This is a genomic window from Mycobacterium sp. RTGN6, assembly GCF_033804605.1.
GTDB lineage: Bacteria > Actinomycetota > Actinomycetes > Mycobacteriales > Mycobacteriaceae > Mycobacterium.
The window spans coordinates 119,373-143,040 of sequence record NZ_JAPZKZ010000010.1 but is presented as its reverse complement, the minus strand read 5'-3'; the positions used below and the strand labels follow the sequence as shown (position 1 = coordinate 143,040).

The following is a 23,668-nucleotide window of genomic DNA, read 5'->3' as shown; positions in this document are numbered from 1 at the left end:
TTCGGTCTCCGTGAGCGGATGCGTCTAACGCCATGAGCACCCTGGAACCGACACCCGCACAGTTCGCCGCGCTAGCCGCCCGACCGGCCGACCAGCCGGTGGTGATGGTCAACCTGCTGACGTTCAAGCTGGACGGCGGTCGGGAGCGCTACCTGCAGTACGCGCAGGACGTGGTACCGCACGTGCAGCGGGTCGGTGGGACGGTGCGCTATGCGGGTGAGGCACCGACGATCGTCATCGGCGACGGGGAACGGCCGGGCTGGGACGCCATCCTGATCGTCGAATACCCCTCGCCGCAGGCCTTCATCGACATGGTGACCGACGCGGACTACCTGAAGGTCCACGAGCATCGCCTCGCCGCGCTCGACCACGGCGACCTCATCGCCACCTCGACGTGGAGCATGGCCGACTGATCATGTTCTTGATCACCGGCGCGGGTGGCGGGGTCGGCAGCGTCAGCCGATCCGTCGTCGAGGAGTTGCGCGCGGACGGCCTCCCGGTGCGGGCGATGGTGCGCCGCGACGACGAGCGCGCCGACCGCCTTCGTGAGCTCGGCGCCGACGTCGTCGTCGGTGATCTGACCTCGCCCCTGGACGTGGCCGCCGCGATCAACGGCGTCACGCGGATGTTCTTCAACATGAGCGTGGCTGCCGACTACCTCGAAGCGGCGGCCGTCGTGGCCGCGGTGGGCAAGGAGGTGGGCGCGCTCGAAGTACTCGTGAACATGTCGCAGATGACGGTCTCGCAGATGACGTTGACGAGCACCGAGGAGTCGCATCATCAGCGGCTGCACTGGTTGGCCGAACGCATCCTGAATTGGTCGGGCCTCCCGGTGGTGCACGTGCGGCCCACGGTGTTCCTCGACAACCCGTTGTTCACGGCGCTGGGCGCGGCGTCGGTGCGTGAGCGCGGAGTGCTGGCCCTGCCGTTCGGCGACGGGCGCACCTCACCGATTGCGGCGCCCGACGTCGCCCACGCGGTGGCCACGCTGTTGCGAGAGCCGCAGGGTCGGTTGGGCCACGTCTATGAGTTGACCGGACCGGAGGTGCTCGACGTCGCCGAGCTCGCCGAACAGTTCGGCCGCGCGCTGGGACGGCCGATCGGGGCCGAGGACCTGACCGGTGACAAGCTCGGGGAGACGTTGGCGGCAGTCGGGCTTCCCGAGCATGTGGCGCAACACATCTCGACCATGGCCCGGCTGCACCGCGAGGATCGCTACAACCGGGCCACCGACGACGTCGAACGCATCACCGGCCGTCCCGCGCAGTCCGTCGAGCAGTACGTCGCAGCCCACCCGGAGCTCTACTCCTAGCGCGTCAACCCGAAGAGCTCGGCGGCCAGGAACGGTATCGGGGAGAGCGCGGCGATGAACGCGCTCCTGGTACCGACGAGCGGCTTGCTGCGCAGCCCAAGGGCGAAGTCGGCGCCGTCGCTGAGCAGTCCGATGGTGGCCCACCGTCGGAGCTCGGTCGGGGTGCCGCCCGCCCACGCGTGGCACGCACCAGACCCGAGCACCACATCGCGGATGCCGATGGTCTTCATCAGCAGCGTCTCGGTACCCGAACCGGCCCGGAAGAATCGGCCCGGCGCAAGGATCATCGCGGCGCCCACGCCGACTCGGGCCACTGCGACCGCGGCCAGTATCGAGTTCGATCGTGGCGTCTCACGCTTCATGGTTGAACCCTAGCGCCGCAGCGAATTGCAGCGTGTTGTACTGACGACGTGGACCGCACATCGTTCGACCGACTCTTCGACATGACCGACCGCACCGTCATCGTGACGGGTGGTACCCGCGGCATCGGGCTGGCACTGGCGGAAGGTTTCGTGCTCGCCGGCGCGCGCGTCGTGGTCGCCAGTCGCAAGGCCGACGCCTGCGAGCAGGCGGCCAAACATCTGCGCGACCTCGGCGGGCAGGCGATCGGCGTGCCCGCGCACGCGGGCAACGTCGACGAGCTCGGCGTCCTGGTGCAGCGCACGGTCGCCGAGTTCGGCGGCGTCGACGTGGTGGTCAACAACGCCGCCAATGCGCTCGCCCAGCCGCTGGGGGAGATGACCGTCGAGGCGTGGACCAAGTCATTCGAGGTGAATCTGCGCGGCCCGGTGTTCCTGGTGCAACACGCGCTGCCGCATCTGAAGGCCAGCCCCGCGGCCGCGGTACTGAACATGGCGTCGGTCGGTGCGTTCATGTTCGCGGGCTTTACGTCGATGTACTCGGCGGCCAAGGCGGCGATGCTGTCCTTCACCCGATCGATGGCCGCCGACTACACCGCCTTCGGTATTCGGGTGAACGCGTTGGCGCCGGGACCCGTGGACACCGACATGATGCGCGGCAACCCGCCCGAGGTGGTCGCCGGGATGGCCGGCGCGACGCTGATGAAGCGCCTCGCCACACCCGACGAGATGGTCGCACCCGCACTGCTGTTGTGTTCGGGCGCAGGAAGTTACATCACCGGCCAGGTCATCATCGTCGACGGCGGCGGGACGCCCCGCTAGTTCTTGCGGGTGGCGAAGGCTTCCGTCGCCGCACCGATCCCACCGCCGGTCGACGCCAGGATCTGGCTGCGGTTCTCCACGTGCAGCGCGGCCTCCAGGCTCGATGCCTCGAGGTTGGCCCACAACACCTGCTTGGTCGACTCCACCCCGAACTTGCCATAGCCACACAGGGTTTCGGCGATACTCAGCGCGTCGTCGAGCACCGATCCGTCGGACAGTCGCGACACCAGGCCGATTTGCAATGCCTCGGCGGCCTCGACCGTGCGCGCAGTGAGGATGAGGTCGAACGCCTGGCCGGCACCGACGATGCGGGGCAGCGTGTAGCTGACGCCGATGTCGCAGCCGCCGATGCCCAACTTGATGAACTGGGTGCAGAACCGTGCCGACTGCGCCGCGATCCGAATGTCGCAGGCCATCGCCAGCGCGAAGCCGCCACCGTAGGCCGGTCCGTTGACGGCGGCGATCACGGGCTGGCGCATGCGGATCAGTCGGGTGGTCAGGTCGGCGATGCGCTCCTGCCACCGCAGGCCCGAACGGGGGAACTCCAGTCCGCGGGTGGCTTCGTCGGGGAACGGATCGCTAAGGTCCAGCCCCGAGCAGAACCCGCGGCCCGCGCCCGTGAGCACCACGACCCGGCACTCGTTGTCGGCGTTGAGCTCCTCGAGGGTGTGGTGCAACTCCTCGACCAGGCCGTAGTTCAGCGCGTTGAGCTTCTCCGGCCGGTTGAGCGTGATCACCGCGACGTCGGGTCGCGGGCGGGTCAGTTCGAGATGCGGCATAGCGACTCACACTAAACGCCAAGAGCTAGTCGCTACTGTGCCATCCGGTGATCCCGACGGCGATCATCCGTAGTTGTTTCACGGCGGTGGTCTTGATCTCGTCGAGCGCGGCGGGATCGCCGGCATCCTCGATGGCCTCGGCGATGGAGATCATCGCGTTCACGTACAGACTGGAGAGGATGTTGAGGTCCTCGGCGCTCCAGGTGTTCAGCCCGGGGAAGCGGGCCAGGTCGATCGCCAGTTCCGATGTGATCAAGCGGATCTCGGTGCGGATGGCGTACCTCAGCACGGTCACTCCGCTGGATCGTTCGCGGCCGATGAACCGCCAGTGCTCGCGACGCTCGGTCACTCCCGCGATGAGGATGTCGACCGTCGACTCGATGACCCGGTTGGGGTCGAGCTTGCTGGCGCGCGCGCTGCGCAGCATGTCCCGCAGTGCGCGGAAGGACTCGTCGATGAGTACCAGCCCCAGCGCTTCCATCGACTCGAAGTGTCGGTAGAACGCCGCGGGCACGATGCCGGCCTCGCGGGTCACCTCGCGCAGGCTCAGCGCGCTGAAGCTGCGCTCCTCGAGGAGCCGCAGCGCGGCGGCGACGATCGCCCGGCGCGTCGCCTCCTTGCGTTCCTCCCTGGACAGGGTGTCTCGGGAACGCGAGTGCCCCGAGCGTCCGGATCGCGACGTTCGTGAACTAGGCGTACGACTGTTCACTGTGTGAAACCTACCACAGCCAGCCCCGAAACCGTTGACGGATCCAGGTCGGACGGCGCACGGTGTACACATGTTCACTCAAACTTTGAAGCCGCGCCTCCGCGATCGAGTGCTGCGCTCCTCCCTCGTCGACCTGCTCACGGGTCCCCACGGCGTCGACCGATACACCGAGCTCGTCGAGCCGACCTGGACCTCCGGCGACGCCCGCGCCAAGGTCGTCGCGGTCCGCCGCGACACCCCGCGCAGCGTCACGCTGACGCTGGAACCGAACGCGGTGTTCACTGCCGGACCCGCATTGCGCGCCGGTCAGCACGTCAACCTCACCGTCGAGGTCGACGGCCGCAGGCACACCCGCTGTTACTCGCCCGCCAACGCCGAAGGCGACCGGCTGATCGAACTGACAATCGGTGTCCACGACGGAGGCCGGGTGTCGCAGCACCTCTACCGCCACGCCCAGCCGGGCCTGGTCGTCGGACTGACCGTCGGTGGAGGCGACTTCGTGCTCCCCGCCGAGCGGCCGCGACGGATCCTGCTCGTCTCGGGCGGCAGCGGCATCACGCCCGTAATGGCGATGCTGCGCACGCTGATCGACGAGCAGTACGACGGTGAGCTCGCCTTCGTGCACTACGTGCGCAACCCCCGGGAGGCGAGCTACGCCGACGAGCTCGCTGCCATGTCTGGCGTCACCGTGCTGCACGGCTACACCCGCGACGGCGTCGGCGACCTCACCGGCAAGTTCGACGCCGCACACCTCGATGCGGCGATGCCGACCCCCGACGCGGTGTTCGTCTGTGGTCCGCAAGCCCTGGTCGACGCGGTGCGCGAGCAGTGCCCCGTCGCGCTGTCCGAGAGCTTCGTCCCGCCCGTCTTCGACGTGCCGACCGAGGCGTCGGGCGGACGGGTCAGCTTCGCCGAAAGCGGCGTCGACGTCACCGACGACGGACGCTCGCTGCTCGAGCAGGCCGAGGCCGCGGGCCTCACACCACAGAGCGGATGCCGGATGGGCATCTGCCACACCTGTACCCGCCGCAAGACCAGCGGCGCGGTGAAGAACCTGATCACCGGCGCCGTGTCCACGACCGAGGCGGAGGACGTGCAGATCTGCGTCACCGCGCCCGTGGGCGACGTCGCCCTTTCGCTCTAACCAACCCCACCGAGAAGGAGTCCACCATGACCACCATGCTCGAACGCCCCATCGACGAGACCACCGAAGACGTCGTCGACGAGAAGCCCACCGCTGCACCCACACTCACCAAGGTCGTCGGCGGCAAGACCGTCACCATGACCCCCGAGCAGGCCGACGCGTTCGGCCGTGAACTCGACGCCATCAGGGAGCGCGTGCTCGCCGACCTCGGTGAGCGCGACGCGACCTACATCCGGCGCGTCATCAAGGCCCAGCGCGCCCTCGAAGTGGGTGGCCGCGCGATGCTATTCGCCGGCATCCTCCCGCCGGCCTGGCTGGCCGGAACTGCGATGCTCGCGGTGTCGAAGATCCTCGACAACATGGAGATCGGCCACAACGTCATGCACGGCCAGTACGACTGGATGGGCGATCCCGCGCTGACGGGCCGCAACTTCGAATGGGACTCGGCCTGCCCCAGCGACCAGTGGCGGCACTCGCACAACTACATGCACCACACCTACACCAACATCGTCGGCATGGACCGCGACGTGGGCTACGGCATCCTGCGCATGAGCGAGGACCAGCGTTGGGTGCCCTACTACCGCGGCAACCTGGTCTACGCGTTCGTGCTGATGGTGATGTTCCAGTACGGCGTCGCGCTGCACGAGCTCGAGACCGAGCGCATCCGCTCCGGCGAGATCAGCATCGCCGACAAGCGCGAGATCCTTGCGGGCATCTGGAACAAGGTGAAGCGCCAGACGCTGAAGGACTACGTGGCGTTCCCGCTGCTGGCCGGTCCGTTCGCGCCGTTCGTGTTCACCGGCAACATGACCGCCAACCTGATCCGCAACGTCTGGTCGTACGCGATCATCTTCTGCGGGCACTTCCCGGAGGGCGTCCAGGAGTTCTCCGTCGAGGAGACGGCCAACGAGTCCCGCGGCCAGTGGTACTTCCGCCAGCTGCTCGGATCGGCAAACCTGACCGGCGGCAAGCTCTTTCACATCATGAGCGGCAACCTGTCGTTCCAGATCGAGCACCACCTGTTCCCGGACCTGCCCGCACACCGCCACGCGGAGATTGCCGAAGAGGTCCAGGAGATCTGCGAGCGGTACGGCCTGCCCTACAACAAGGGCCCGCTGCCCAAGCAGTTCGCCACCGTCGTCAGCAAGATCATCAGGCTGGGCCGCAAGCCCAAGATTTAGGTCTGGTCGACGGGGCACCAGAACGAGATTCGGTCGCCAGTTCGAGCTGACTCGATCGTCGTCCCGCACCGCCGACACTCGCGCCCGGCCCGGCCGTAGACCCATAGGTCGCGGCCGGGTCTGGTGTCTCCGGTGGTGGTGCGATTGACCCGGGACCGGTTGAGCCACAGCATGTCCCGGGCCCGCTGCACCATCCGCAGCGGGTCCTTGACCTGGCTCACCGGTGCGGTGGGCAGATGCCCGGTGACGAAGCACAGCTCGTTGGCGTAGACATTGCCGACGCCTGCCATCACCCGTTGGTCCAGCAGCGTCTCGGCCAACGGCCGGTCGGGGTCGGCGGACAGGTTCGCCGCCGCGATCCGGGGCTCCCACTCGTCGTCGAGCAAGTCGGGTCCCAGGTGCGCGACGGCGTCCATGTCATCGGCGCGCTCCAGGATCTCGAGCACGCCGAGGTCGACGCCCGCGGCCCGCGTGTCACCCGCTTCGAGGACGATCCGGATCTTGTGAGCAGGCACTCGCCGGAGCTGACCGTCGACCAGCCACGCGCCATCCATCTTCAGGTGCGAGTGGATGCTGGCGTCGCCGACCCGGATGAACAGGTGCTTGCCCCGGCTGAGCACCTCGTCGACGACGCAACCGGTCAGGTCCACGGTCGCGAACTTCGGCACCCGAACGTCGCACCGGGTCAAGGTCTTTCCCGCCAATGCATCCCGCAGCTTGGCCGCGGTGCGGTAGACCGTGTCGCCTTCGGGCATGGATCAACGCTACCCGTGTGCCCCCGATGCCGCGTTAGCCGATCAGTTTCAGCGAAACGTCCCACAGCCGTTCGGCATTCGCCGGATCGAGCGCATACGGTGCGACTCCGGAGATGCCGAACTCGTCGCGGTGGTCCACGACAGTCGCCTCGTTGCAGTCCTCGAAGTAGCGGCCGCCGACGCCGTCCACGAGCGGCGAAGCGGCGAGTAGCACCGACGTGGCGGCACCCTGCTCAACCGTCTTGAGCCGGCTGCCCGCACGACGGAACCGCTCGTCGGCGCCGGCCTGGTACTGCTCGCCGAGGTGACGCTGCAGCGCGGTCAGGATGCCGCCGGGCATCAGCGCGTTGGCGACGATGCCGTCGCGGGCCCAGCGTCGGGTGGCCTCGACCGCGAACAGCACGTTCGCGGTCTTGGACTGGCCGTAGGCCGCGAACGGGTCGTACTCGCGGAACGTGAAGTCGATGTCGTCGAAGATGACTGGCGACCGCAGATGTCCGCTCGAGCTGACCGACACGATGCGTGCACCGTCCGCCGCCGCAAGCGCCTCGTGCAGACAAATGGTCAGGGCGAAGTGCCCGAGATGGTTAGTGGCGAACTGCAGTTCGTGCCCGCTCGGCGCGATCACCAGATCCTGGACGGCCATCACTCCGGCGTTGTTGACAAGGATGTCCAGGGGGCCACGCCACGCGGCGACGAAGTCGTCGACGCTGAACAGGTCGGACAGGTCCAGCCGTGCGACGGACACTGTGCCCCCGATGTCGGCGGCGACCCGCTCGCCAGCCGCGGTGTCGCGCACCGCCAGCGTCACCTCGGCGCCGGCACTCGCCAGCGCGCGGGCGGTTTCGATGCCGATACCCGAGGCGCCCCCGGTGACGATGGCGCGCTTGCCCGACAGGTCGACGCCGGCGATCACTTCCGCGGCGGTCGAGTGGAATCCGAACGGGGTGGTGACGGGGGTTTCGCTCACAACCGCGTGCAACGCAGGTCAGGAGGGCGGTGTTCCCGCTGCCAGCTGTAGATGTGCTGTGGAAATGGCCAGGGCGGCCTCGTCAACGAGACGTGCGACGACCGCGGAGGCGGTGTCCAACTCGGTGATCAGGTCGACGGACTCACCGGCCCAGACGGGCACGTAGTCGAGATCGCCACGGGAGACGCCTTGGCGGAACTCGGCCTTGGCGGCGGGGTCGAATCTCAATCCGTCCTCGTTGTCATGCCAGGTGTCGGTGAATCGGTTGCGCAGCGTCCGCGCGGTGAACCGAGCAGGCCACTCCGAGTCCACGACGATGTCGAGCACCCGGTCGCGAGTGGTGTCCGCGGCGGTCGCAGCGACGATCGCCTTGAGCTCCTCCGCTCCGAGCAGGGCTTCCGTCGTCGCCTCGAACCGGGTGCCGATGAGCACGCCTGCGGCGCCGAGCATCAGCGCGGCGGCGAGCCCACGCCCATCGGCGATTCCGCCCGCCGCCAGTACCGGCGTACCCGCCGCGACGTCGACCACCGCGGGCACGAACGGCAGCGTGCCTCGGCCCTCCCCGTGGCCGCCCGCCTCTGCGCCCTGGGCCACTACGACGTCGGCGCCCAGCTCGAACGCCCGCTTCGCGTCCTCGAGCGTGGTCACCTGGACCATCAGGGGGATGCCCGCCTCGCGGACGGCCGCGGCGAACGGAGTCGGATCGCCGAACGACAGCATGATGGCGGCCGGCCGCTGCGCGATCGTCCAGTCGAGCGCAGCTCGATCGATGGCCCACGACAACAGTCCGATGCCCCAAGGCTTTTCGGTGCGTTCGCGGGCCACGCTGCACTCGCGGTCGAGCCAATCTCGTTCACCGCCACCGGCGCCGATCATGCCGAGGCCGCCGGCTTCGGAGACCGCGCCGGTCAGTGCACCGCCCGCGACGCCGCCCATGGGCGCCAGCACGATCGGATGCTCGATGCCGAGGAGCGCCGTCAGTGCCGTGCGCAAGGCCATGGGCCCACCCTAAGCGGGCACCGTGTCCAGTCCCTTGGCCGCCTTCTGGTGCCGGTGCTGACGCTCGATGACCGCGAAGTAGAACGCGTAGGCGAATGCGCAGCTGGTGAAGAGGCTGGCTACGAAGAACAGCCAGGGCCGACGGATGCCGCGGCGATGACCGTCGACGATGGTGAACAGCGGCAGCAGGATGACGTTGATGATGGTGTAGTCCTGGCTGGCCGAGGCGGCGGCCGGGTTGGCGTAACCCAGCGCGATGAACTCCTGCCAGCTGCCCGGTCCCCAGATGGGGTTGCCGCCGGGCACGGCGTACACGTCGACGAACTGGTGGTTGAAGTAGTAGCCGAGGCCGATCGACGCGACCCCGACCACGTAGTAGACGAGCTCCAGCGTGGAGAAAGCGGGACCGTCGGCCGGGCGGGCGAAGACTTGCGGGTTGGCCCGGACGATCCAGGCGATGACGGCGATGCCGAGAACCAAGTGGACGATGAGGGACACCATGCGGCCAGTATGGCCAGCCGGACACAAAGTTTTGTCATTTTTGCCAAAGTTAGCGGAGCCGTAGGCCGCGCGGCGTGCGTGAGAACCCGCTGCCGATCAGGGCATCGAGCACGGACGCCCGGTCGGCGTCGGGGGCCGGCTCGAGCACCGGCACTCCGTTGACCCGTTCGACCAACATCGACTGCAGGCGCCTGCTCGACACCAACTCGGCCAACGCGGCTGCGGCGCTCGCGTGGGCCTCGGAGTCCGAGGTGAACGACAACAACGACCGGCCGCCACGTTCGAGGAACCACGTCAGTTCGCCGTCGACGAGCACCACCAGCGCGCCCGCCTTGCGCCCCGGTCGGTGCCCGGACTCCTCGGTGTCGGTCGGCCACGGCAACGTCGTGCCATAGGGATTGGCGGGGTCGGCCGCGGCCAGGGTGACGGCCTTGTACTCGCGGCGCTGCGCGTCGACTCCGTCCGAGTGGGCGCGCAGCCGATCGACCGTCGACGCCACCGCGAACTGTGCGCCGCCCAACGACTCCACGAAGTAACCGCGTTGGCAGCGGCCCGCTTCCTCGAACGCCTTCAGCACCTTGTAGAGCATCGCGAAGCCGCCCGGCACCCCCTCGGCCGAACCCTTGGTCAGTACGCCGTAGCGGTTCATCAGAAGCTCGGCCGAGAAGTGCGCCCGGATGGTCGAGTCCGGCTCGGCGGGTGGCAGCGCCGACCAGCGGCCCGCCACCGTCGGATCGCTGGATCGGGTCTGGGCGTGGCTCACGCTGTAGCGGGACAGCCGCGGCGGCCGTTGGCGTTGACGGTGCGCGCCGCCTCGTCGTCCCGTCCCGGCAAGCTGTGCGCGGACCGGCCCGAACGTGTCGCCGGTGACCCAGCCCGCCCAGATCAGTTCCCACAGGGCCGCTTTCACCTCGGCATCGGACGAGGTGCCGCCGGTCAGTTGACGGAAGAAGTAGCCGCCGCCGTGCTCGAGCGCGGCCAGCAGCTCGCGGTGGGTGTCGGTGAACTCGAGTTCGGTCGCGGGTGTCAACGTCAACGCCGCCGTGTCGGCGGAGTGGAAGGCAATCCATCCGTCTCCGGTACCGAGCTGCCCGGCTCCAGACCACGTGACCTCACCGGCGGCGAGTAGTTCGTCGAGCATCGCCGGCTGGTAGTCCCTGATGCGCTGGCCGAACACCAGCGGCTCGACGGCCGACGCCGGAATCGGCACGCCCGCAAGCTGATCGATGACCGCGATCAACCCGTCGACGCCCGACGTCTTGGCCGCGCCGACGTGTTGCCACTCCGGAAGGAAGCGCGCGTACGCGGTGGTGCTGACGGGCTCGACCTGCGCCCGCAGCGCGGCCAGCGAGCGGCGGCGCAGGATCTTGAGTACGTCTGCGTCACACCACTGTTCGGAATCGGACGCCGCCGCGAACTCGCCGCGCACCAGTTTCCCGTCGACCGCCATCCGGGCCAACACGTCACCCGCGACCCGCAGCCCCAGCCCGAAGCGGTCGGCCGCGTCCCGCGTGGTGAAGGGGCCGCGCGTGCGGGCGTACCGGCCGACCAGCTCGCCCAGCGGATCGGAGACCGTGCCGGTGAAGCTCGCCGAGATGCCAACGGGCACTGCGATGCCCACGCCATCGCGCAACAGGCCTACGTCCTCGACGGCCACCCACCACGCCTGCCCGGCGAATGTCACGGTCAGCGCGCGACGCGACGTGCGTAGCCCGTCCAGCCAGGCGCCGACGTCCTCCGCAGTAGACCTGGCAGTCAGCTCGGCCTCGGTCAGCGGGCCGAGCAGCCGCAGCAGGTCGGCGACGCCCTCGGCGTCACGGGCCATCCGGTCCGGTGCGAGGTGCTGCAACTGCGCGACGGTCGACTCGATGACGGCGGGCTCGAGTAGTTCGCGCAGTTCGACGCGGCCGAGCAGTTCGGCGAGCAGCACGCTGTCGAGCGAGAGTGCCGCCGCGCGCCGCTCCGCCAACGGGCTGTCGCCCTCGTACATGAAGGCCCCGACGTAGCCGAACAACAGCGACGCGGCGAACGGCGACGGCGTCGACGTCTCGACCTCGAGCACCCGAATACGCCGCTGGGCAACCCTTTTCATGACTTCGGTCAGCGTCGGCACGTCGTACACGTCCTGTAGGCACTCCCGCACCGTCTCGAGCACGATGGGGAAGGCGGGGTACTTGCGCGCGATGTCGAGCAGCTGCGCCGCGCGCTGGCGCTGGTGCCAGAGCGGCGACCGCTTGCCGGGATGGCGGCGGGGTAGCAGCAGCGCGCGGGCGGCGCACTCCCGGAACCGGGACGCGAACAAGGCCGATCCGCCGACCTCGTCGGTGACGATGGGCTCGAGCTCGTCGGCGTCGAAGACGAACAGCTCCGCGCCCGGCGCAGCCTCCTCGGTATCGGGCAGCCGCACGATGATGCCGTCGTCGGAGGCCGTTGGCTTCTCGTCGATGCCGTAGCGCTCGCGCAGCCTGCGGCCGACCGCCAGGGCCAGGGGCCCGTGCACGCGAAGGCCGTAGGGGGAGTGCAGGATCACCCGCCAGTCGCCGAGTTCGTCACGGAAGCGCTCGACGACGAACGTGGTGTCGGTGGGCACGGCGCCGGTGGCCTGCTTCTGTTCGTCGAGCAGCTGCCACAGGTTGTCGACGGCGTAGTCGTTGAAACCCATGGTGCGGCAACGCTCGTCGAACTCCGTGCGTGCCATGGCGGCGAGCTTGCCGGTGAACGCGCCGATGGCCGCCCCGAGCTCGGCCGGGCGACCGACGCCGTCGCCGCGCCAGAACGGCAATCGGGCGGGTTCGCCCGGCGCGGGCAGCACCAGCACGCGATCGTGGGTGATCTCGGTGATGCGCCAGCTGGTGGCGCCGAGTGAGATGACGTCGCCGGGCCGGGACTCGTAAACCATCTCCTCATCGAGTTCACCTACGCGAGAGGGCTTCTCGGTGTCCGCCGACGACGCCAGGTAGACGGTGAACATGCCGCGATCCGGGATGGCGCCGCCCGAGGTGACGGCGAGCCGTTGCGCGCCCGGTCGCGCGGTGAGCGTGCCTGCGTCGCGGTCGTACACCAACCGGGGTCGTAGTTCGGCGAACTCGGTGGACGGGTACTTGCCCGACAGGAGGTCCAGTGTGGCCTCGAAGGCGCTACGCGGCAACGTCGCAAAGGGTGCGCTGCGCCGCACTGCGTCGAACCATCGGTCGGCGTCGAGGGGTTCCAGTGCGGAGGCCGCGACCGTGTGCTGGGCCAGCACGTCGAGCGGGTTGGCGGGCACCTTCATGGTTTCGATGTCACCGGAGAGCATGCGCTGCACGGTGACCGCGCAGTCGATGAGATCGGTGCGGTGCTTCGGGAACAGCACGCCTCGGGAGACCTCGCCGACCTGATGGCCGGCTCGACCGACCCGTTGCAGCCCGCTGGCCACCGATGGCGGCGCTTCGACCTGGATGACGAGGTCGACGGCGCCCATGTCGATGCCGAGTTCTAGGCTGGAGGTCGCGACGACGGCCTTCAACCGCCCGGTCTTGAGCTCGTCCTCGACCTCCGCCCGCTGTTCCTTGCTGACCGAGCCGTGATGGGCGCGGGCCAGCAGCGGATGTGCGCCGAACGCCTGGCCGCTGCCCATGATGTGCGCAGGCGAACCGCCGCCCACCTGCGAATTGCGCTCCTTGGGCAACTCGAGGCCGGAGCGTTCGGCGTGAATCTCGTTGAGCCGCGACGTGAGTCGCTCGGCGAGCCTGCGCGAATTGGCGAAGACGATGGTGCTCTCGTGCGCCTCGATCAGGTCGACGATGCGCTCCTCGACGTCCGGCCAGATGGTGTTGTTCACCAAGTTGGCCATGTCGGGCACGGGCACCTGAACCGACAGATCGAAGGTCTTCGCGGCCATGGGCGAGACGATGGTGGTGCGCGCCGCGCCAGAGAGGAAGCGGGCGACCTCCTCCGGCGGGCGGACCGTCGCCGAGAGCCCGATCCGTTGCGCGGGCTTCTCCAGCATCTGGTCGAGCCGCTCCAACGACAACGCCAGATGCGCGCCGCGCTTGGTGCCCGCAACGGCGTGTACCTCGTCGACGATGACGGTCTGCACCGCGGCAAGCGACTCGCGGGCGGCCGACGTCAGCATCAGGAAGAGCGACTCCGGCGTGGTGATCAGGATGTCGGGCGGCTTGCTGATCAGTTGCCGACGTTGGGCGGGCAGGGTGTCACCCGACCGGACGCCGACGCTGATGCGGGGCGCTGGTTGCCCCAGCCGCTCGGCCACGCGCGTGATCCCCGTCAACGGCGTCGACAAGTTGCGTTCGACGTCGACCGCCAGCGCCTTCAGTGGCGAGACGTAGAGCACCCGCGTCCCCGCCGTCGGCGCCTTTGGCTCGGCGGCGGCCAGCCGGTCGATGGCCCACAGGAACGCTGCGAGCGTCTTGCCGGACCCCGTGGGCGCGACGACCAAGGTGTGGTCACCTGCCGCGATGGCGGCCCACGCCTCGGCCTGCGCCGCGGTGGGCGCGGCGAAGGTACCCGTGAACCACTCGCGCGTCAGTGCGCTGAACTGCGCCATGGGGTCGACGGACTTGCGGGCCACTCAGCCATCGTGCCCCCACCCACTGACAACCCTGCGATTTCGGCGCGCCAACAGTCGCTGAGCGGGCGAAACCGCGCCGAAGTCACTCGAGGGTGGGCAGGCCGGGGATGCGGGCGACGGCGTCGAGCAGCGCGTGCGCGCAGGAATCGGCGACGTATCCGGCGTCGATCGAGGAGTCGAGAATGCGCTGGCGGCAGAGCTCGAAGGTGTAGGCCACCCAGCCGTAGACGACGACGCGCAGGTCGCGCTCCAGCTTGGAGTCCAGCGGTTCACCCATGGCTTCGACGAGCCTGTCCATGATCCGATTGGCCTGACGGTCACTGTCGACGTCTTCCACGCCACGCAGCACCGGGTCGGTGCGGCCCATCCCCATGTACGCCGCCCATGCGCCGTGCGGGTGAGCCTCGTCGTAGTGCACGTACGCGAGCACGCCCGCGCGCAGCTGCTCGTACAGGCTCAGCCCCGGCTCCGGCGGGGTGTTGGTGGCTTCGAACAGCTTCTCGCCCTCGGCCCGCACCACCGCAATGAAGAACGCCCGCTTGTCGGGGAAGTAGTGATACATCAGCGCGCGGGAGACGCCGGCCCGCTCGGCGATCTCGTCGATGCGCACTTCGTCGTAGGGGCGCTGGCCGAACACCTCGGCGCCGAGCGCGAGTAGTTCATTGCGCCGGTCGTCGGGAGAGAGTCGCCTGCGCACGTCGGCCATGCGGACATGGTAATTGGCACGTGTCTAACAGCCCCGAGGGTGTGCGCGTCGCGCTCGCACGTAGCCCGCGAGAAGTGTGGCTTCTCAAGTTTTATGTCCAATTCTCAAGTGAAATGTCCACCCGATGTCCAATTGGACATGGAAGTGAGATTTCGTGACCTTGCGAGCGGCGTCGCGTCGGGTCAGCGTCGGGTTGCTCGGACCTGGCGCTTGACGGCCCTAGAGTCGCATCCGAATCGGCAGCCCTTGATAGTCGCAGCGAGGGTCGATATGAACAGAAGCTGCTATATGCTGTGGTGCTCGTTGACGGGGTGCAATTCAGAGTCCCGGGGGGTTCGTCATGAAACTGTTGATCAGGCTGCTGGCGTCGGTGGTGGTGGTGAATCCGGTGGCGGCACTGGCCGTCACATCAACTGCGTCCGCAGAGCCCAGACCTGACAAGCCCTTTGATCAGGAGTTCGTGACGACCGAGTCGCGCACGGTCCGGTGCATCGTCGAGCCCGGCCGAGTCCTGTGCAGTGGCAGCTTCGCGAATGCGCCGATCGGGTGCGGCGGGCCGTCTGCCTGCGACCCGGACGATCCCACCAAGTATCCCGCCAACGCGGTGTGGATCGAGGCCGAGGGAGGAGGGTTGCAGTGGAATACCTCCAACATGCAATCCACCGGCTATGCCCAATCGAAATACGATCTGGTCCTCACCTATGGTCAGGTGTTTAACCTCCAGGGGTGGACCGTCGAGCCCAGCTCGGTGGGAACGCGTTTCACCAACGACAGAACTGGCCACGGCATGTTCGTCAGCCGCCAGGGTGTGACCTCCGATGCATCCCCCGCGGCTCCCGAGAATGTCGACGTGTGCGCGGCGGCGACCGGGGAGGCGCTGCTGGCAGCGCTAAAGACCAGTCCTGACTACAGGCGAGTGGCGTACCCCACCGGCTTCGGGCACATCCAGTGCTCGCCGCCGTTTGCACTGGGATCGACCGAGGGCACGGTGCAGTCGTCCGGAGTCCTGTTCCGTCGGGACGGTTCCCGCTGGACGGTTCTCGACGTGGGGTCAGCGATCGATTGCGCCCAGTACGGCGTCACGGCCGACGACGCACTCGAGGGCTGCGTCGTCTGAAGACTACGGCCTGACCTCCTTTCGAACGCATCGCTGCAGACCAAGTTCATGGACAACGACTACTATCCACCTATGAGGCACGAATTCCGTTGCTGCGGAGCAGGTTTAGTCTGCATAGTCGGGCGGCGATAGCGCGACTTGTCACGTGACGAAGCGCCGTGTGGGGGATCGCTAGGGCGAACTGGACACAACACTTGAGAAGCCACACGATCGAAGTCCGGAGACGCTATCGACAGGTGCGGACGGCGGAGGGGTCACCGATGAACTAGTCATCCAGCGGCGTTAGATCTTGCCGCCCGGGAACATCGTCTTGACGGCTTGAGTGACGGTGTCGCGGGCGGCGGCTGCGTCGCCGGGTTCCAACGAGCTGATCACCATCACGTAGCGGTGATCGGGTCCGATCACGCCGGTGGACACGTGCAATTGGTTGGCGCCGTTCCAGCAGCAGAACCAGCCCTGCTTGACCGCCACCGGCTCGGCATAGAGGCCCTCGGGGATGCCGAACCGCTGCGGGTATCCGTCGATTCCCGTCGGCGTGGATTGCCCGAGATCGTTGATGATCACGTTGGCCTGTTCGGGCGGCAGCCCGCCGCTCCCGTTCAGCAGCATGTCGTAGTAACGGACCAGATCGCTTGCGGTGCTTTGCGTAACGTCCCAGTGCGCGTTGTAGGGCGCCGTCGTGCCCGCCAACCCGTACCGCGCCTTGATGCGGGCGATGACGGCGTTACCGCCGCTGCGGTTCCAGAAGGTCTGGGCCGCGCTGTCATCTGAGGAACGCAGCATGACGTCGAGCGAATTGCGGTCGGCAGCGGTTAGTTGCGTGTTGCCCTCCGAGACCTGCAGCAGCAGGTCGTCGGCGATGAACAGCTTCACCACGGACGCGATCGGGAAGGGCTTGTTGGCCCCGTTGGAGACGAGCTGGCCGGTGTTGCGGTCCAGCACAACGGTCTCGATGACGGCCCCAGACTTGGCCGCGTCGGCGGTGGCTTGACGGACGCGGGCGTCGAGTCCGTCGAATGGTGCCGTCGGCGGGGCTGCGGGCAGCACGGGAGGCGAGGCCTGCGGGGTGACGACTGTTGCCTGCGGAGTGCTCTGAGCGGTCGGCGGCGAACCCCAGACCTGCGCCTCACAACCGTTGACGAGCAGCGCCACACAGACGATCGCCATACTCGTCATCGCCCGATTCGGCAGCCGCCGTCGATGCATGAGTCTCCTCCAAACAGATCCTGAACCAGGGGAGCGGGGTCAACACTGCGCCCACCCGCTACTCGAGCGTAATCGGCTGGCCCAGATGGCATGGGGGTGAGGCCGAAGCCTGCCAACCACCGTTCGTAGTCAGCGCCCCGATGATGCGCGGGCGTACTCGGTGGGCGAGCATCCCGCCACTCGCGTGAACGCAGTCGTGAAGGCGGTCGCGGACTGGTAGCCGACGCGTTGAGCCAGCTGCGCGACCGCAGGACGCTCGGTCCTCAGTAGCTCCTTCGCTAGAGCCACGCGCCATTCCAGCAGATACTGCATCGGCGGGAAACCCACTGTGCGGGTGAATCTTTGAGCGAACACCGCGCGGGACACCGCGGCGACGCTGGCGAGGTGTTCGACAGTCCAGCCACGTGCGACGTCGGCGTGCAGCTCACGTAGCGCGGGAGCGAGCACCGGATCCGCCAGCCCGGCGATCAGGCCCCTGCCCCAGCTGCCCAGCTCCGGTGCGGCGGGGACCCGCACCGCTTCGATCAACAGCACTTCGACGAGGCGTTTCAGGATCATGTCGCGGCTCGGGCCGTCGTCGTCTGCTTCCTCGGCGATGAGTTCGACGAGTCGGCCCAACCTGGCCGCTCCCGGTTGGCCGCTCTGCACGAGGATGACCGGCGGAAGCAAAGCCACCAGTAGGGCCGCGCTGGCCGGGTCGAACCGGAAGTATCCGCCGAGCATGCGCATGGTGACCGGCTCCAATGTGCAGCCGTGGTGGGTGTCGCGGGAGTGGTCGAGGGGCGTGAAGATCGGGGCGACGTCCGGGCTGCCGCTCAGGGTGAACTCGGGCGTCTCCGGGAGCAGCAGGAAGTCACCGCGGCGAAGTTCGATGGCATCGAGCCCGTCGGCATCGAGCACGCACGAGCCCTCCAGCATCAGGCAGAACGCTGGGTCACCATAGCGAGGCTTGCGGATGCTCCACTGCCCGCCGCCGGTGATCACCTTGGCGAGCACCGCCTCCGGACGCAGCAGCGACATCAGTTCCTCCATCGGTTCCGCGTCGCCCATGCCGGAGACGCTAACGCGGCGCGCACCGACTGCGCGGCAGTTGTCGCAGGTGGCGCTTCGGACCAGGTGCTGGCCGTGATTGTGGGTCCTAGGTATCGGCCAGGACCGAGCCCCGGCGAAGATGCCTGGGCAAGAGCGGGAACCGCGAGCCGATGCTGCGAAACCAATGACTATGCGGCCTGCTCAGGTCGACTGTGCCAACGCCACGGCATCGGGACCTGCGGGAAACCTGAGCCGGTCCGAGGTGTCAGTGGCGGCCTTGTAGACGACTTCGGCGACATCGCCCGGGGTGGTCACCTCGCCGGGCTGGCCAAACGCATCCATGATGGGCGCTGCGAAGGGCAGGTAGTCATCGGGGATCCGACTCATGCGTTCGGCACCATTGCTGGTGAACGCTGTCGACGGTCCGTAACCCGGCTCGACGAGCTTTACCCGCACGCCGAAGAATCCCAATTCCAGAGCCAGCGACCCGGAGAACCCCTCGATCGCGGACTTGCTCGCGGTGTAGACGGCGGCCAGCGGCATCGCCGCCAGCGTGGCGCTGGAGGTGACGTTGACGATGACGCCAGAGCGGCGCGACCGCATCTGCGGAACAACGGCCTGAGTCATCGCCATGACGCCGAATGTGTTGGTGTCGAACAGCTCGCGCGTGGTTTCCATGGGCGTGGCTTCGAACGCGCCGATACCGCCGATGCCCGCATTGTTGACAAGGACATCGATCGGCCCGCTCGACCGGATCGCGTTCGCGATGCTGTCCGGCTTGGTCACGTCCAGCGCGAGCACCGTCAACCGGTCGGATGTCGGAAACACATCCTCGTTTGGAGTCCGCATGGTGGCGACGACGTTCCACCCTTCGTCGAGGAACCTCTGCGCAGTGGTGAGGCCGTAGCCGGATGAGCAGCCGGTGATGAGCACTGTTGTCATGTACGAAAAGCTAACGAGCGCTGCGCTCGCGAACAACGCTGTGCCGTCTGAGATTGCTTCGTGATCGTCTTGATTTGGTGACGTGTTTCCGAAGAAACTCGAAGAGTCTGGCTACTTCTGAAACGCAACTGGCACAAGTGGATCAGAGGCTGCCCTGGTACCTGCGCATCCCTGCCAGCCAGCGCTCGTAGTCGGCGCCCTTCTGGCGGTGCATGTCCAGCACCACGGGGTGCGGCAGCACCAGGAACTGGCCCGACTCGACGGCCTCGACCGTCAACTCGGCCACCCGATCCGGGCTCACCACCTCACCAGCGTTCGCGACCGCGGCGGCGGCCATCCGCGCGAGCGGATCGGCCGACCCGGTGATGCCCGTCAACAGGGGAGTGTCGACACCCATCGGGCACACACAAGACACGCCGATTCCCTTGTCGCCATAGGTGATCGACAACCACTCGGCAAAGCCGACCGCGGCGTGTTTGGTCACCGAGTAGCCGGCCGCACCGAGCTGCGTGAGCAATCCCGCGGCAGAGGCGACGCTCACGAAGTACCCGCGACCACGCGCCACCCAGTCCGGCACCAGGGCCTTGGCCGCCCGGACGTGGGCGCGCAAGTTGATGTCGATGATGCGGTCCCAGTCGGCCTCGTCGTCGCCAAGTCCCGGTGCGCCGATGATGCCCGCGTTGGCGACGAACACGTCGACGGGACCGAAGTCGGTATTGGCCCGCGCGATCAATGCGCCGATGCCGTCGGTGGTGCTCGCATCCGCGACCGCGCCGACGGCGGCTCCTCCCGTGGATCGGATCAGGTCCACGGTCTCGTCGGCGCCGGGTCCGTTGAGGTCCCCGACGACGACCGACGCGCCTGCCGCGGCGAACGCGGTCGCGAGCGAACGTCCGATACCCGATCCGGCGCCAGTCACGATGGCGACGCTGCCCTCGATGTTCACGACGCCATTCTTACCGTGCGAGCGCCACCGGTGAGTCAGACCGCGCAACCACGAAGCTGAGCATGGGAGGTGTCAACGCCGAAATCGCCGTGCGACGCCGCGACGGCGGGATGCGAGCTGTGCGTTCCGATCCTGAGGGCCAAACGCCGGGGTGGGCTCGGGAAGGTGGGCTCGCACGTCCGCGATGTTCACCAGCGTGGCCGTCGGCGTCGGTTCGGTGCTTGCTCTCACCCAGCGGTAGGAGCACAGTCCTTCGTCCAGCCCCGAGGTATCGAGCCAGTTCTGCACCCCCGGGTCGGCGGATGAGATCACGACCCGGACCTTGCCGTCGTCGTCGACGCGCACTTGGCCGTCGTTGAGACTCGTGACGCGGTTGGCGAAGTCCAGCGGTTGCAGCCAGTGCAGCATGTAGGTCTGGATCGACCAGTACGTCGCGGTCGGCTCGTCGAACTCGACCACCAGCGCTTGATCGGATGCCAGGTTCCACTGGCACGCGCCGTGCACCATGTTGACCGCCCCGCCTGCGGGACGATGCGGTGCGCTGAACTCGTTGATCGGCGTCATCGCCTTGATGCCGTCGGAGAACATGTTCCAGAAGGCCACACTGGCCTCGACCCAGGTGGCGGCCCGGTCGAGGGCGGAGGCGATGGACGACGGGGTGACGTTTGATGCCGCGTGTTCGCTGTCGAGTCGCTCGATGGTCAGCACGGCGATCGGGTCTCGTTCCCAGTCGGCGACGAACTGGCGGACGTTGACGTAGACGGCCTCGTCGGTCAACGGAATCCAGTTTCCGGGCACCTCGGGACCGCCAACGATCAATTCGAGTCTGCCGTCCTCGTCGACCTTGAGGTCGCCGAGGGACACCTCGGCCAGTACGGCGACCTTGCCGAGCACCATCTCGCCGTCATGGATGGAGACGAGTAGTTCCTTCACGCCGGAGATGTCGCCGGTGATCCGGTAGGTGCCTGCGGGATCGACCATGGTGCGGCAGTAGTTGTTGTCGGTGTTGGTCGCGCCGAACGGGGTGACGTCATCGCCGTAACGAAACAGCATGGGCACCAACGGGTCCCCGAACTCCAGATAGATCTGATGAGCCAGGTTGCTCAGCCGCCCGACATAGCGGTAACCCTCGGCCCTCAGGCGCGGATCGTCGGTGAACCCGGCGATGCTCTGTCCCGCGGCCTTCACCCGGTCGGAGTACGACTCCCACGCGGCATCGAGTTCGGGGGTCTCGGTCACTGGTGCTCCTCGGGGACGTTGAAGTGGCTCATGTAGTTCGCGAACTTCGTGCGCATGTCGATGGGATCGAGGCCCAGGGTGTCGACGCTGTAGGCGTGTGCGCCGTGTCGCCCGCGCGGCTTGGCGTCGAGATACGCGCCGATACTGGTGGCAGCCTCGTCGGTGAGGTCCATGTCGAGTTCTTCGTAGACTCGGCCGAGCGTGCCCATGTGGTCGGCCATCAGGTCGGCGAAGCCGACGTCGACGAAGCGATCGTTGGGGACGACGCCGGTCTTGCGTTGTTCGACCACCATGTCGAGGAGGAACGGGATGCCGAAACCCAGGGGTGCGACGATCTCGTCGTAGTCCACGGCATCGGAGCGTTGCCAGCGCAACGTGCTCAACATGTTCGCCATCGACGCCAACACCTTCAGCGGATCGCGGTGCGTCATGACGACTCTGGCATCGGGGAACTCGGCGAACAGGTTCGGTAGGCAGGCGGCGTAGATCCCCTTGAGAATCCACCGACCCGGCTTGCCGAACTGCAAGTGCCGCAACAGCCGTCGCTCGAACGCGAAGGCTTGAGTCCAGCCCTTGGTCGCCATCCACATATCGAAGTTCGGCACTCGGTTCGTCCCGCCCCACACCTGGGAGGCGAACTCGTGCTGAAGGCCCACGGAGTCCTCGTCGGGGCCGTCGATGGAGATCTCGTGGATCGGGGCGAACTCGGGGATGACCTCCAGCCACAGGTCGACCTCGGCGGCGGTCATCGCGACGCGCTTGTCGTCGTCGCCCGGTTCCAGCCCCGGGTAGCGCAACTCCCAGCCCAAAGGAGCGCGCAGTCGCGGGTCCTGAGCCATCGATTCGTGCAGGATGCTGGTCCCCGTGCGGCCCAGGCCGGTGATGAAGATTGGCTCCGTGATCTGCTCGTCGAGGATTTCGGGGTGTCGCTTCTCCGCCTCGGTCATGCGGAGCCGAAACATGAGTGAACGCAGCAGGTCGTACCGGGTGAGCAGCCGCCCGGTGAGATTCAGTTTGGCTTCATTCTCGACGTCGGCCAGCAGGAGGCCGAAGGGTTCCCGCCATGCGTCGTCGCCGAAGTCGTCCAGACCCGTCAAATGCTGCGCCGTGGCCAGCAGCGAGGCCTCGTCCAGCGCGACGAGCGCAGACGCTTCGCCGAGGTTGGAGCCCACCTGGTTCAACAACCGGACCCAGCGGGGTCGTTGCGGAGGGGCCCACCTGGCCGCTGCGATCCCGGTCTTGTCCTTGACGTGTGTCATCGTTGACCGTCTCCTCCGCGCCGTCTCGATTGCACAGAATGCTCACTGATGTAATATGTGTGCATTCTGCTCACCTTCTAGTTCTGGAGTCAAGAGTCGATGGGACGAAAGGGCTGGGCAGGCGCGCCGCCTGCCGATGACGACGAAGCCCGTAAGCGGATCGTCGACGCCACGCTGCGGATCATGGACAGCCCCGGCGCGGCGCAGACCACGGTGTCCGACGTCGCCGACGCGCTCGGCATTGCCCGCAGAACCGTCTACAACTACTTCTCCAGCACCGAGGAGTTGTTCGCGGCCGTTGCCGAGCTGAGCCTCCAAGGTTTCGTCGCGGACGCGAAGAGCATCATCGCGGACCTCGACGTCACGGCTCAGCTGGTGGAGGTGGTGGCGTACGCCATCGAACGACTTCCCCGTGAGCCGCAGTTGGCGCTGCTGCTGGCCAACGACCGCTCCCACACGTTCAGTCGCACGATGCTGGCTTCCAGCGAGATCGCGCGTTGTCGAGAGTTCCTCCAGCAGGCCCATATCGACTGGGCGGCCCTCGGTTACGACGACCAGACCGTCGACGAACTCGCCGAATTCCTGCTCCGCATCATCCAGTCGATGGTCGTGGCGCCACCCGAGTCGCCACGGTCGGGCGCCGAACTGCGGGCGTACTTGCGACGGTGGATAGCCCCCGCATTCGCCTAGCCCGCAATCCTGCGAACCTGACTCCGCCGAGCGCCGTGGCGAACCCCAACCAATCGTGAAATGTTGCACGAGGGCGATCGAGACACCCGACGTGACCTATGGTTGGTCTCGTGCGTCGAGCCCTCATCGTGATCGCGACCGCTGCGGCGGCCGCGTTGCTGGCCGCTGGTCCTGCGGCCGCGGATGCGAGCGACGATCATTTTCTCGAACTGCTGAACGCCAACGGTCTGGGCTGCGGCCAGGGACCTCTCACGTGCCCCGTCGGCGACAGCGACATGATTCGGATCGGCCACAACATCTGCCGGCAGATGCACGGTGGAAACTCGAAATTGTCGATCGCACAAGCAATCATCCGGGCAAAACCCGGGCTCCAGCCCGCTCAAGCGGTCACCTTGGTTGCGGCCGCGGAGGCGGCGTACTGCCCGTGAGC

At 67.4% G+C, this 23,668-nt stretch carries 23 protein-coding genes; 8 read left to right on the top strand and 15 right to left on the bottom strand.

Annotated features, from left to right (window positions below):
- Window positions 1-32: 32 nt before the first annotated feature.
- Window positions 33-413, top strand: coding sequence for a DUF1330 domain-containing protein (locus SLQ33_RS23965; RefSeq protein ID WP_319456377.1), 381 nt, complete (start codon window positions 33-35; stop codon window positions 411-413).
- 2 nt (window positions 414-415) lie between these two features.
- Entirely contained in the window at window positions 416-1,312 is an 897-nt protein-coding gene (locus SLQ33_RS23960; protein ID WP_319456376.1) for an NAD(P)H-binding protein, read from the top strand.
- On the opposite strand, the gene SLQ33_RS23955 is transcribed toward SLQ33_RS23960, so the two are convergent.
- Window positions 1,309-1,674, bottom strand: a complete 366-nt coding sequence (locus SLQ33_RS23955) for a hypothetical protein (protein WP_319456375.1) — start codon at window positions 1,672-1,674, stop codon at window positions 1,309-1,311. The two genes, SLQ33_RS23960 and SLQ33_RS23955, sit on opposite strands and share 4 nt — an antisense overlap.
- 48 nt (window positions 1,675-1,722) lie before the next feature.
- Between SLQ33_RS23955 and SLQ33_RS23950 the strand changes: the two genes are divergently transcribed.
- Window positions 1,723-2,493, top strand: a complete 771-nt coding sequence (locus SLQ33_RS23950) for an SDR family oxidoreductase (RefSeq protein WP_319456374.1) — start codon at window positions 1,723-1,725, stop codon at window positions 2,491-2,493.
- On the opposite strand, the gene SLQ33_RS23945 is transcribed toward SLQ33_RS23950, so the two are convergent.
- Both SLQ33_RS23945 and SLQ33_RS23940 read right to left on the bottom strand, forming a co-directional pair.
- Window positions 2,490-3,272, bottom strand: coding sequence for an enoyl-CoA hydratase/isomerase family protein (locus tag SLQ33_RS23945; protein WP_319456373.1), 783 nt, complete (start codon window positions 3,270-3,272; stop codon window positions 2,490-2,492). The genes SLQ33_RS23950 and SLQ33_RS23945 overlap by 4 nt on opposite strands.
- Window positions 3,273-3,297: 25 nt before the next feature.
- Entirely contained in the window at window positions 3,298-3,981 is a 684-nt protein-coding gene (locus SLQ33_RS23940) for a TetR family transcriptional regulator (RefSeq protein WP_319456372.1), read from the bottom strand.
- 70 nt (window positions 3,982-4,051) lie between these two features.
- On the opposite strand from SLQ33_RS23940, the gene SLQ33_RS23935 reads away from it, so the two are divergent.
- Both SLQ33_RS23935 and SLQ33_RS23930 read left to right on the top strand, forming a co-directional pair.
- Window positions 4,052-5,125: a ferredoxin reductase gene (locus SLQ33_RS23935; protein WP_319456371.1), complete on the top strand. Its 1,074-nt coding sequence runs from the start codon at window positions 4,052-4,054 to the stop codon at window positions 5,123-5,125.
- 26 nt (window positions 5,126-5,151) lie between these two features.
- Entirely contained in the window at window positions 5,152-6,306 is a 1,155-nt protein-coding gene (locus SLQ33_RS23930) for a fatty acid desaturase family protein (protein ID WP_413467749.1), read from the top strand.
- Here SLQ33_RS23930 and nei2 read toward each other — a convergent pair.
- The 6 genes from nei2 to SLQ33_RS23900 form a co-directional block, all read right to left on the bottom strand.
- Complete coding sequence (gene nei2, locus SLQ33_RS23925) at window positions 6,303-7,061, bottom strand: endonuclease VIII Nei2 (protein WP_319456370.1); 759 nt, start codon at window positions 7,059-7,061, stop codon at window positions 6,303-6,305. The genes SLQ33_RS23930 and nei2 overlap by 4 nt on opposite strands.
- 34 nt (window positions 7,062-7,095) lie before the next feature.
- Window positions 7,096-8,031, bottom strand: a complete 936-nt coding sequence (locus SLQ33_RS23920; RefSeq protein ID WP_319456369.1) for an SDR family NAD(P)-dependent oxidoreductase — start codon at window positions 8,029-8,031, stop codon at window positions 7,096-7,098.
- Window positions 8,032-8,049: 18 nt separating this feature from the next.
- Window positions 8,050-9,030, bottom strand: a complete 981-nt coding sequence (locus SLQ33_RS23915; protein WP_319456368.1) for a nitronate monooxygenase — start codon at window positions 9,028-9,030, stop codon at window positions 8,050-8,052.
- 9 nt (window positions 9,031-9,039) lie between these two features.
- Window positions 9,040-9,531: a DUF2834 domain-containing protein gene (locus SLQ33_RS23910; RefSeq protein WP_319456367.1), complete on the bottom strand. Its 492-nt coding sequence runs from the start codon at window positions 9,529-9,531 to the stop codon at window positions 9,040-9,042.
- 49 nt (window positions 9,532-9,580) lie between these two features.
- Entirely contained in the window at window positions 9,581-14,077 is a 4,497-nt protein-coding gene (locus SLQ33_RS23905) for an ATP-dependent helicase (protein ID WP_319456574.1), read from the bottom strand.
- 106 nt (window positions 14,078-14,183) lie between these two features.
- A complete protein-coding gene (locus tag SLQ33_RS23900) occupies window positions 14,184-14,807 on the bottom strand; it encodes a TetR/AcrR family transcriptional regulator (protein WP_319456366.1) in 624 nt (207 codons plus the stop codon).
- A gap of 340 nt (window positions 14,808-15,147) precedes the next feature.
- On the opposite strand from SLQ33_RS23900, the gene SLQ33_RS23895 reads away from it, so the two are divergent.
- Window positions 15,148-15,924: a hypothetical protein gene (locus SLQ33_RS23895; RefSeq protein ID WP_319456365.1), complete on the top strand. Its 777-nt coding sequence runs from the start codon at window positions 15,148-15,150 to the stop codon at window positions 15,922-15,924.
- A gap of 282 nt (window positions 15,925-16,206) precedes the next feature.
- Here the strand turns inward: SLQ33_RS23895 and SLQ33_RS23890 are convergent, their stop codons facing one another.
- The 6 genes from SLQ33_RS23890 to SLQ33_RS23865 all read right to left on the bottom strand — a co-directional run bounded on the left by SLQ33_RS23890 (window position 16,207) and on the right by SLQ33_RS23865 (window position 22,548).
- On the bottom strand, window positions 16,207-17,130 hold the full coding sequence (locus SLQ33_RS23890) for a serine hydrolase (protein WP_319456364.1): 924 nt from the start codon (window positions 17,128-17,130) through the stop codon (window positions 16,207-16,209).
- Between the two features lie 129 nt (window positions 17,131-17,259).
- Complete coding sequence (locus tag SLQ33_RS23885; protein ID WP_413467750.1) at window positions 17,260-18,180, bottom strand: AraC family transcriptional regulator; 921 nt, start codon at window positions 18,178-18,180, stop codon at window positions 17,260-17,262.
- Window positions 18,181-18,363: 183 nt separating this feature from the next.
- On the bottom strand, window positions 18,364-19,104 hold the full coding sequence (locus SLQ33_RS23880; protein WP_319456363.1) for an SDR family oxidoreductase: 741 nt from the start codon (window positions 19,102-19,104) through the stop codon (window positions 18,364-18,366).
- A gap of 142 nt (window positions 19,105-19,246) precedes the next feature.
- The gene (locus SLQ33_RS23875) at window positions 19,247-20,050 is read right to left on the bottom strand and encodes an SDR family NAD(P)-dependent oxidoreductase (protein WP_319456362.1); all 804 of its coding nucleotides are present in this window, start codon (window positions 20,048-20,050) and stop codon (window positions 19,247-19,249) included.
- Between the two features lie 72 nt (window positions 20,051-20,122).
- Entirely contained in the window at window positions 20,123-21,289 is a 1,167-nt protein-coding gene (locus SLQ33_RS23870) for a DUF1214 domain-containing protein (protein ID WP_319456361.1), read from the bottom strand.
- Window positions 21,286-22,548 (bottom strand): sulfotransferase, encoded by a 1,263-nt coding sequence (locus tag SLQ33_RS23865; RefSeq protein ID WP_319456360.1) that lies wholly within the window; start codon window positions 22,546-22,548, stop codon window positions 21,286-21,288. The genes SLQ33_RS23870 and SLQ33_RS23865 overlap by 4 nt, the downstream gene beginning before the upstream one ends.
- Window positions 22,549-22,647: 99 nt before the next feature.
- On the opposite strand from SLQ33_RS23865, the gene SLQ33_RS23860 reads away from it, so the two are divergent.
- Window positions 22,648-23,238 (top strand): TetR/AcrR family transcriptional regulator, encoded by a 591-nt coding sequence (locus tag SLQ33_RS23860; protein ID WP_319456359.1) that lies wholly within the window; start codon window positions 22,648-22,650, stop codon window positions 23,236-23,238.
- 128 nt (window positions 23,239-23,366) lie between these two features.
- Entirely contained in the window at window positions 23,367-23,666 is a 300-nt protein-coding gene (locus tag SLQ33_RS23855) for a DUF732 domain-containing protein (RefSeq protein WP_319456358.1), read from the top strand.
- Window positions 23,667-23,668 lie beyond the last annotated feature (2 nt).